At 64.8% G+C, this 9243-nt stretch carries 7 protein-coding genes and 1 pseudogene; all 8 read left to right on the top strand.

The window, feature by feature from the left end; translation table 11 throughout:
* Nucleotides 1-11: 11 nt before the first annotated feature.
* Nucleotides 12-2255 (top strand): NADP-dependent malic enzyme, encoded by a 2244-nt coding sequence (locus AC11W3_RS18295; protein WP_484093509.1) that lies wholly within the window; start codon nt 12-14, stop codon nt 2253-2255.
* Nucleotides 2256-2264: 9 nt separating this feature from the next.
* On the top strand, nt 2265-3113 hold the full coding sequence (locus AC11W3_RS18290; RefSeq protein WP_484091712.1) for a class I SAM-dependent methyltransferase: 849 nt from the start codon (nt 2265-2267) through the stop codon (nt 3111-3113).
* Between the two features lie 24 nt (nt 3114-3137).
* Entirely contained in the window at nt 3138-3974 is an 837-nt protein-coding gene (locus tag AC11W3_RS18285; RefSeq protein WP_484093508.1) for an enoyl-CoA hydratase-related protein, read from the top strand.
* A gap of 28 nt (nt 3975-4002) precedes the next feature.
* Nucleotides 4003-5178, top strand: a complete 1176-nt coding sequence (locus AC11W3_RS18280; RefSeq protein WP_484093507.1) for a thiolase family protein — start codon at nt 4003-4005, stop codon at nt 5176-5178.
* Between the two features lie 9 nt (nt 5179-5187).
* Nucleotides 5188-6036, top strand: coding sequence for a 3-hydroxybutyryl-CoA dehydrogenase (locus AC11W3_RS18275; protein ID WP_484090457.1), 849 nt, complete (start codon nt 5188-5190; stop codon nt 6034-6036).
* Between the two features lie 11 nt (nt 6037-6047).
* On the top strand, nt 6048-6833 hold the full coding sequence (locus AC11W3_RS18270; protein ID WP_484090458.1) for an enoyl-CoA hydratase/isomerase family protein: 786 nt from the start codon (nt 6048-6050) through the stop codon (nt 6831-6833).
* Nucleotides 6834-6862: 29 nt separating this feature from the next.
* A complete protein-coding gene (locus tag AC11W3_RS18265) occupies nt 6863-8854 on the top strand; it encodes a heterodisulfide reductase-related iron-sulfur binding cluster (protein WP_484093506.1) in 1992 nt (663 codons plus the stop codon).
* Between the two features lie 278 nt (nt 8855-9132).
* Nucleotides 9133-9243: pseudogene (locus AC11W3_RS18260) on the top strand (electron transfer flavoprotein subunit beta); the annotation flags it as partial.

Here is a 9243-nt window from a genome sequence, read left to right as displayed (position 1 = left end):
AATCCGCTGCACTGCAATACCACTCGATGGGTCGCAAGGGAAAGATCGAGGTGACCCCGACCAAGCCGTGCCAGACCGCGGAGGACCTGTCGCTGGCCTATTCCCCTGGCGTCGCGGAGCCCTGCCTGGCCATCGAGCAGCAACCGGAAGATGCCTACCGGTACACGGCCAAGGGGAACCTCGTGGCCGTCGTCTCCAACGGCACCGCCGTCCTGGGCCTCGGTAACATCGGCGCCCTCGCCGGGAAGCCGGTCATGGAGGGGAAAGGGGTCCTCTTCAAGCGCTTCGCCGACGTGGACGTCTTCGACATCGAGCTGAACAGCGAGAACCCCGACGAGATCATCCGCGCCGTGCAGATGCTGGAGCCGACCTTCGGCGGCATCAACCTGGAGGACATCAAGGCCCCCGAGTGCTTCTACATCGAAGAGGAGCTCAAGAAGACCATGAACATCCCGGTCTTCCACGACGACCAGCACGGGACCGCGATCATCTCCGCGGCCGGGCTGATCAACGCCCTGGAACTTGTCGGCAAGCGCATCGAGGATATCCGGCTGGTGGTGAACGGCGCCGGGGCCGCCTCCATCGCCTGCGCCAACCTGGCCATCTCGCTGGGGCTCAGGCGCGAGAACCTGGTCATGTGCGACACCAAGGGGGTCATTTACCGGGGCCGGGCCGAGGGGATGAACAAGTACAAGGAGCTCTTTGCCGTCGACACCGAGATGCGTACCCTCGAGGAGGCTGCGGCGGGGGCCGACGTCCTCTACGGGCTCTCCGCCAAGGGGGCCTTCACCCCCGAAATGGTCAGGAGCATGGCGGCGGACCCCATCATCTTCGCCATGGCCAACCCCGACCCGGAGATCACCCCCGAGGAGGCCCACGCGGTGCGGGGCGACGTGCTGATCGCCACCGGACGCTCCGACTACCCGAACCAGGTCAACAACGTCCTCGGCTTCCCCTTCATCTTCCGCGGCGCCCTGGACGTCAGGGCCACCAGCATCAACGAGGAGATGAAGATTGCCGCGGTGCATGCCCTGGCCGAGTTGGCCCGCGAGGAGGTCCCCGATTCGGTCTGCCGGGCCTACGGCAACAAGGAGTTCAGCTTCGGGCGTGACTACATCATCCCCAAGCCCTTCGACCCGCGCGCCCTCCTGAGGGTCGCTCCCGCTGTCGCCCGGGCCGCCATGGAATCGGGGGTGGCGCGTCAGCCGATCGAGGACATGGCCAGGTACGAGGAATACCTGGAGTCGCTGCAGGGGCGTTCCAAGGAAACGCTGCGCATGATCATCAACAAGGCCAAAAGCGACCCGAAGCGGATCGTATTTCCGGAGGGGGAGAACGAGAAGGTGCTGCGGGCGGCCCAGAAGATCGTCGAGGAAGGGATCGGCCGCCCCATCCTGATCGGAAACCGCAACCGGATCGAGGCGGCGCTGGAGGAGATGCAGATCGACCTGTCAGAGATCGAGGTCATCGACCCCGCCACCAGCGACAAGGTGGAAGGATACGCACAGGAGCTCTTCGCACTCAGGCAGCGCAAGGGGCTCACCCTCTCCGAGGCGAGGCGCCTTTTGAGGCGCAAATCGCGGGTCCATTTCGGCTGCATGCTGGTGCGCCAGGGTGATGCCGATACCCTGCTGGCCGGGGTCGATTCGCAGTATGCCGACACCATCAGGCCGGCGCTGCAGGTCATCGGGAAGAAGGAAGGACTCTCCAGCGTGCACGGCCTCTACGCCATGGTCTCGAAGCAGGGGCTCCATCTGCTGGCGGATACCACCGTCTGCATCGAGCCGACCTCCGAGCAGCTGGCGGAGACCGCGATCCTCGCCGCCGAGACCGCCAGGATCCTGGAGGTCGAGCCGACGGTGGCCATGCTTTCCATGTCGAACTTCGGCTCGGTGCGCCATCCTCAGGCCGACCGGGTGCGGCACGCGGTTGACATGGTCCGGAAGAAGGAGCCGGGGCTCGCCATCGACGGTGAGATGCAGGCGGACACCGCGGTGATCACGGAGATCCTGCAGGAGGGCTACCCCTTCTCGACGCTGAAGAAGGCGGCCAACGTGCTGATCTTCCCCGACCTCACCTCAGGGAACATCGCCTACAAGCTGCTGCACAAGCTGGGGGGCGCCGAGGCCATCGGTCCCATCCTGATGGGAATGAACAAGCCGGTCCACATCCTCCAGCGTGGTGATGATGTGGCGGATATCGTCAACATGGCTGCCATCGCGGTGGTCGATGCGCAGAACAGCGCCCGGGGCTAGGGGGGCAACATGTACGCGGAAGGGACCGGATACCTGGGCGTCAACGCCCATTACGCACAGCAGGACCTGGAGAACACCATCCTCGCCGCCGTCGATGCCACGGGGCGCCGGAGCGGAGAGCTCAGGCCGGAACACCTGGCCGCCATCGACCAGTTCCACGTCCGGGGACGCAAGGCGACCTCGTCCCTGGCCAGGGACCTCGATCTCGGGAGGGACATGCAGGTGCTGGATGTGGGATGCGGTCTCGGCGGGGCGGCACGCTACCTCGCCTGGGAATACGGCTGCCGCGTCACCGGCCTCGATCTGAGCGCCGAGTACTGCAGGGTGGCCGCCGGTCTCTCGCAGCGGCTGGGCCTCGAGGGACAGGTCTCCTTTCTCCAGGGAAACGCCCTCGACCTCCCTTTCCCTGATGCCTCCTTCGACGTGGTATGGACCCAGCATGCCGCCATGAACATCGCCGACAAGTCCGGGCTCTACCGGGAAATGTGGCGGGTGCTGAAGCCCGGGGGAAGGCTGGCCATCAACGATGTCCTCGCCGGACCGGGGGGCGAGATCCACTACCCCGTCCCCTGGGCGAGGGAATCCTCCACCAGCTTTCTGCAGAGCTCCCGGGAGCTGTTGCATTCGCTGAGAGAGATCGGGTTTAGGCCCATGGTCTGGAGAGACGTGACCGATGCGGGGCGCCGGTGGTTCCGGGAGGTCACGGAGAGGATGCACAGGGAAGGGGCGCCACCCCTGGGACTTCACCTGCTGCTGGGGCCTGAGTTTCCGCGCATGGCTCTCAACCAGCACCTGAACCTTGAAGAAGACCGCATTGCCCTGATCGAAGCCGTATTGCGGCGTCCTTTTGATGCCTGAAGGTAGATGGATAGGGGGTCCCTGATGAGCGATCTGAGCCAACAAACGATGAAGGAACCGGTACTGAAAGATTCCACCCTCTCCCTGGAAGGAGGGGTGGCCCTCCTTACCTTCGAGCGAAACGATGTCCGCAACGCCCTGACCGGAACCGGGCTGATCGGCGACCTGGTCGCCACGGTGCAGTGGGCGAACAGCAATCCGGCGGTGTCGGTGCTGATCATCACCGGCGGCGGCTCGGCCTTCTCCTCCGGCGGCAACGTAAAAGAGATGCAGGAGCAAAAGGGGAGCTTCGCCGGGTCCCCGATCACCATCCAGGACCGGTACCGGCGCGGCATCCAGCAGATCCCGCTGGTCATGCACGCGGCCGAGATCCCCGTCATAGCGGCGGTGAACGGCCCGGCCATCGGGGCAGGTTTCGACCTCGCCTGCATGTGCGACCTCCGGATCGGCTCGACCCGGGCACAGGTCGGGGAGACCTTCATCAAGCTGGGGATCACCCCCGGCGACGGAGGAGCCTGGTTCCTGCAGCGCCTGATCGGTTACCAGAAGGCCTGCGAGCTGACCTTCACCGGCAGGGTGATAAGCCCGGACGAGGCCCTGAAACTCGGAATCTACCTGGAGGTGGTCGAGCCGGAGGCGCTGCTGCCGAGGGCACGGGAGCTGGCCGAAGAGATGGCCGCCAATCCCCCCCTGACCCTGCGACTCACCAAGAGGATGATGAAAATGGCCCAAAGGAGCGAGCTTCCGGACTTTCTCGAACTCTGCGCCACCTTCCAGGCCATGGCGCATCACACCGAGGACCACCTGGAAGCGGTGAACGCCTTCCTGGACAAGAGAACGGCTCAATACAACGGCAGATAGCCACATCAAGAAAGGCGGGGGTACTGATATGAAAGAGATTTATGTGGTGGAATCGTTGCGCACTCCGCTGGGATCGTTCGGCGGGTCGCTTTCCGAGCTGGACGCCCCGCGGCTGGCAGCCCCGGTGATCAGGGGACTCCTGGAGCGGACCGGTCTCGCCGCCGGCGCGGTGGACGAGGTCATCATCGGTCAGGTCCTTTCCGGCGCGGTCGGCCAGGCTCCCGCGCGGCAGGCCATGCGCTACGCAGGCCTCCCGGACGCCGTCCCGGCCATGACCATCAACAAGGTCTGCGGCAGCGGCCTCAAGGCACTCATGCTCGGCGCCGGGTCCATCAGCCTGGGCGACGCCGAGGTGGTGATCGCCGGCGGCATGGAGAACATGTCCCAGGCGCCCTACGCCCTCGGCAAGGCACGCAGCGGCTACCGGATGGGGAACGGCGAGATCCTCGACCTGATGATCCAGGACGGGCTCCTCGACCCCTACAGCGGCAACCACATGGGAGTCATCGCCGAGGCGAGCGCGGCCAAGCACAACCTCAGCCGCGAGGAGCAGGACGCCTTCACCATCCGCTCCTACCAGAGGGCCCAGCGGGCGCAGCAGGAGGGGCTCTTCAAGGACGAGATAGTTGCCGTCACAAAGAAGACCCGCCAGGGGGAAGAGGTGGTGGCCCTGGACGAGGAGCCCTTCAAGGTCGACTTCGCCAAGCTGCCGGGGTTGAAGCCCGCCTTCAAGAAGGACGGGACCATCACCGCCGGCAACGCCTCGACCATAAGCGACGGCGCCGCGATGACCCTTCTGGCCGGGAAGGGGGCGCTGGAGAGACACAGCCTCACCCCGAAGGCCCGACTGGTGGCCTACGCATCCAACAGCATTGCCCCCGACCTCTTCGCCGAGGCCCCGGTGGGAGCGATCGAGAAGGTCTGCGCCAGGGCAGGTATCAAGCTCGGCGACATCGACCTCTTCGAGATAAACGAGGCCTTCGCCGCCGTCCCGCTCATCGCCATGAAGGCGCTCGGCATCGACCCGGAGAAGGTGAACGTCAACGGCGGCGCGGTCGCCATCGGCCATCCGCTGGGGGCCAGCGGTGCACGCCTCACCGCGACCCTTTTGCCGGAACTGCAGAGGCGTAAGGGGCGCTACGGACTGGCGACCTTGTGCATCGGCGGCGGCGAGGCGGTAGCAGTCATCTTCGAAAGAATCTAGGAGGGGATCATGATCAACAAGGTAGGAGTTCTCGGCGCCGGACAGATGGGGAGCGGCATCGCCCACGTCCTGGCCCAGCAGGGGATAGAGGTGGTACTTTTCGACATCGCCGACGCGCAGCTCGGCAACGCCCGCGTCACCATCGAGAAGAACCTGGAGCGCCAGGCCAAGAAGGAGCAGCTAGACCTGGCCACGGTCAAGAGCACGCTGGCCCGCATCCGCTGCACCACGGAGATGGCCGATCTCGCCGATTGCGACATGGCCATCGAGGCGGTAACGGAGAAGGAGGCGCTCAAGCTGGAGATCTTCAAGAAGCTCGACGGCGTCATCAAGGAGGGTGCCATCCTGGCCTCCAACACCTCGTCGATCCCCATAACCCGCATCGCCGCCGTGACCGGCCGCCCCGACCGCGTGATCGGCATGCACTTCATGAACCCGGTGCCGGTCATGAAGCTGGTCGAGGTGATCCGCGGCCTGGCCACCAGCGACCAGACCTTCGAGGAGACCTCGGCGCTGGTGGCGAGACTGGGGAAGGAGATGTCCGTTTCAGCCGACTACCCCGGCTTCATCGTCAACCGAATCCTGATCCCGATGATCAACGAAGCCGCCTACACCCTGTACGAAGGGATCGCCAGCGCCGAGGACATCGACAAGGGGATGAAACTCGGGACGAACCAGCCGATGGGGCCGCTGACCCTGGCCGATTTCATCGGCCTCGACACCTGCCTGGCCATCATGAACGTCCTTTACGACGGCTTCAAGGATCCCAAATACCGTCCCTGCCCGCTTCTCACCAAGATGGTGGAGGCAGGCTACCTCGGCAAAAAGAGCAGCCGCGGCTTCTACACCTACCTGTGAAGGGGAGAGTCATGGAAACGACCAACCTCATTATCGACAAGAAAGACGGCGGCGTGGCCCTGCTGACGGTGAACCGTCCCGCGGCGCTGAACAGCCTCAACAACGAAGTCCTGGGCGAGCTCTTGGAGTCCTTCACCTACCTCGAGGCCGATGACACCGTGAAGGTGATCGTGGTGACCGGGAGCGGCTCCAAGGCCTTCATCGCCGGGGCCGATATCGCCCAGATGGTGAACCTGAACTCTCAGGAGGCCCTGGAATTCGCCCTGACCGGACAAAAGCTCATGACGCTGGTGGGAGAGATGGCCAAGCCGGTCATCGCCGCGGTCAACGGTTTCGCCCTGGGGGGCGGGCTGGAGCTGGCCCTGGCCTGCGACTTCATCTACGCCTCGGAGAACGCCAAGATGGGTCTTCCCGAGGTGTCGCTGGGGATCATGCCCGGCTTCGGCGGGACCCAGAAGCTGGCGAGGCTGGTGGGGCGCAACCTGGCGAACGAACTGATCTTCACCGGGAGGATGGTCACCGCCGCCGAGGGGAAGGGGTGCGGCCTGGTGAACGCGGTCTTCCCGGCTGAAGAACTCCTGCCCAGGACGCTGGAGACGGCGGCGAAGATCGCGGGGCAAGGGCTTCTGGGCGTGGCCTGCGCCAAGCGCGCCATCAAGGGTGGCCTCGACATGGCTGAAGGGGAGGGGATGGGGCATGAAGCAGCCCTCTTCGCCTCGCTCTTCGCCACCGCCGACCAGAGGGAAGGGATGACGGCCTTCCTGGAGAAACGCAAAGCGGCCTTCACCGGCGCCTGAGAATCTGCCTGAGAATCTTGGAGAGTCACATGGAAGCGACACGAGAACTATATTGGAATATCGGCCACGGGATGGTGACGCTCCTCCCGATGTACCTCTGCACCCTGGCGGCCATGGGGGTCCTCGTCTACTTCGGGTCCCGGCGCCTGAAGATCTACCGGCAGGGGAAGGCGCTGAACCGCACCGACCAGCGCGAACTCCGCCTGGCCCAGCTCCTCAAGGGGGTGCTCCTGCAGAGCCGGGTGCTCCTGGTGAAGGGGCCCGGCTCGGCCCACGGCCTCTTCTTCTGGGGCTTCGCGATCCTCTTCGCCGGCACCATCCTGGTGGCCGCCCAGGCCGACTTCACCGACCTCTTCTTCGGCCTGCGCTTTCTCCACGGCGACCTCTACCGGGTCTTCTCCCTGGCGCTGGACCTGGCCGGCCTGGTGGCCATCGTGATGCTCCTGGGGCTCCTGGTGCGGCGCTACCTCGTCCGCCCCGCAGGGCTGGAGACGAGCGGCGACGATGCCATCATGCACGGGCTCCTCTTCGCCATCCTCATCACCGGCTTCGTCATCGAAGGGGCGCGCATGGCGGTCACCGAGCTCCCGGTCAACCCCGAGCTGGCTCGCTGGTCGCCGGTGGGGCTGGTGGTGGCCAAGGCGCTGGCCGGAGCGGGAGCGGATTCCCTGCGCTCGCTGCACCAGGGGCTTTGGTGGCTGCATTTCTTCCTGGTGATCGGCTTCATCTGCGCCATCCCCTTCACCAAGTTCCGGCACATCTTCACCACGGCCGCCAACTATTTCTTCGCCGACCTCGGCCCCAAGGGAGCACTGGTTACCCTGAACATGGAGGACGAGGGGGCCGAGAGCTTCGGCGCCGCCAAGCTCTCCGACCTGACCTGGAAGGACATCTTCGACACCGACGCCTGCACCAAGTGCAAGCGCTGCCAGGACCGCTGCCCGGCCCACAACACCGAGAAGCCGCTCTCCCCGATGAAGGTGATCAACCAGCTGGGCGAGATCGCCTGTGCGAACCCGGAGGCGAGCCTGATCGAGACCGTCGGCAAGGATGCCCTCTGGTCCTGCACCACCTGCCGGGCCTGCCAGGAGATCTGCCCCGCCTCGATCGAGCACGTGAACAAGATCGTCGACATGCGCCGCAACCTGGTGCTGATGGAGGGCGAGTTCCCCGGGGAAGAGGTCATGGTGGCCATGGACAACACCGAGGTCAACGGCAACCCGCTGGGTCTGGCCATGGCCTCCCGCGGCGACTGGGCCGAAGGGCTCCCGGTGGTTCGCCTCGGCGAAAACCAGGATGTCGACATCCTCTACTTCGTCGGCTGCTACGCCTCCTTCGACAAGAGGAACATCAAGGTCGCCACCAGCTTCGTCAAGCTCTGCGAGGCGGCGGGCATCAAGGTCGGCATCCTGGGCAAGGAGGAGAAGTGCTGCGGCGAGCCGATGCGCAAGCTCGGCAACGAATACCTCTACCAGTCGCTGGCTACCGAGAACATCGAGACCATCAAGGGGTACGGGGTCAAGAAGGTGGTCACCGCCTGCCCCCACTGCTTCAACACCCTGAGCAAGGACTACCGCGACCTCGGCTTCGACGTGGACACCGAGCATTACACCACCTTCCTTAACGGGCTGGTTGAAGACGGAAGGCTGAAGCTCAAGGGCGAGAGCTTTGACTGCACCTATCACGACTCCTGCTACATCGGCCGCTACAACGAGCTCTACCAGGAGCCGCGCGCGCTCCTCGCCGCCGCGGGGGGGACGGTCCGCGAGATGGAAAAGAACCAGAGCCAAAGCTTCTGCTGCGGCGCAGGCGGCGGGAGGATCATGGCCGAGGAGAAACTGGGAAGCCGGATCAGCGGCGCCCGGGCCAAGATGGCCGCCGCCACGGGAGCCGACCTCCTGGTCTCCAACTGCCCCTTCTGCCTGACCATGTTCGAGGACGGCATCAAGGGGGCGGAGCTGGAAGGGGAGCTGGCGCCCAGGGACATCGCCGAGATCCTGCTGGAAAGGGTTGCCGGCTAGGCGATGCCTCCAGGGCCTGAATAAGGAAGTCCCCCTTTGACAAAGGGGGATTTAGGCGGATTTTACGCAGGTGCCGAGATCGCAAAATCCCCCCCGGCCCCCCATTTTCAAGGGGGGAGGTAGGTGCAAGGCCTCTTGGAAAAGGCGGATGCTGGACCCACTTGGAAAGGGTGGGAGCTTAGATGAGAGTCCTGCTGACCCGTTGACAGGGAATTAATAACGAGATACGAGCCGCCCCGGCGCCAGCGCCTGCGGGACGAACTCAAGCGAGGTTCACCATGCTAATCGTCGTCTGCATCAAACAAGTGCCGGACACCACCCAGGTCCAGATCGACCCGGTAACCAACACCCTGGTTCGCGAGGGGATACCCTTCATCGCCAACCCCTAC

Source organism: Geomonas sp., assembly GCF_056994735.1.
Note: the sequence above shows the minus strand (reverse complement) of the source record. Positions and strands in the feature narration are given on the sequence as shown.

Bases quoted from the DNA above. Each gene is read 5' to 3' on its own strand.
- AC11W3_RS18290 (WP_484091712.1), top strand. From the start codon at position 2,265: ATGTACGCGGAAGGGACCGGATACCTGGGCGTCAACGCCCATTACGCA.
- AC11W3_RS18285 (WP_484093508.1), top strand. From the start codon at position 3,138: ATGAGCGATCTGAGCCAACAAACGATGAAGGAACCGGTACTGAAAGAT.
- AC11W3_RS18280 (WP_484093507.1), top strand. From the start codon at position 4,003: ATGAAAGAGATTTATGTGGTGGAATCGTTGCGCACTCCGCTGGGATCG.
- AC11W3_RS18275 (WP_484090457.1), top strand. From the start codon at position 5,188: ATGATCAACAAGGTAGGAGTTCTCGGCGCCGGACAGATGGGGAGCGGC.
- AC11W3_RS18270 (WP_484090458.1), top strand. From the start codon at position 6,048: ATGGAAACGACCAACCTCATTATCGACAAGAAAGACGGCGGCGTGGCC.
- AC11W3_RS18265 (WP_484093506.1), top strand. From the start codon at position 6,863: ATGGAAGCGACACGAGAACTATATTGGAATATCGGCCACGGGATGGTG.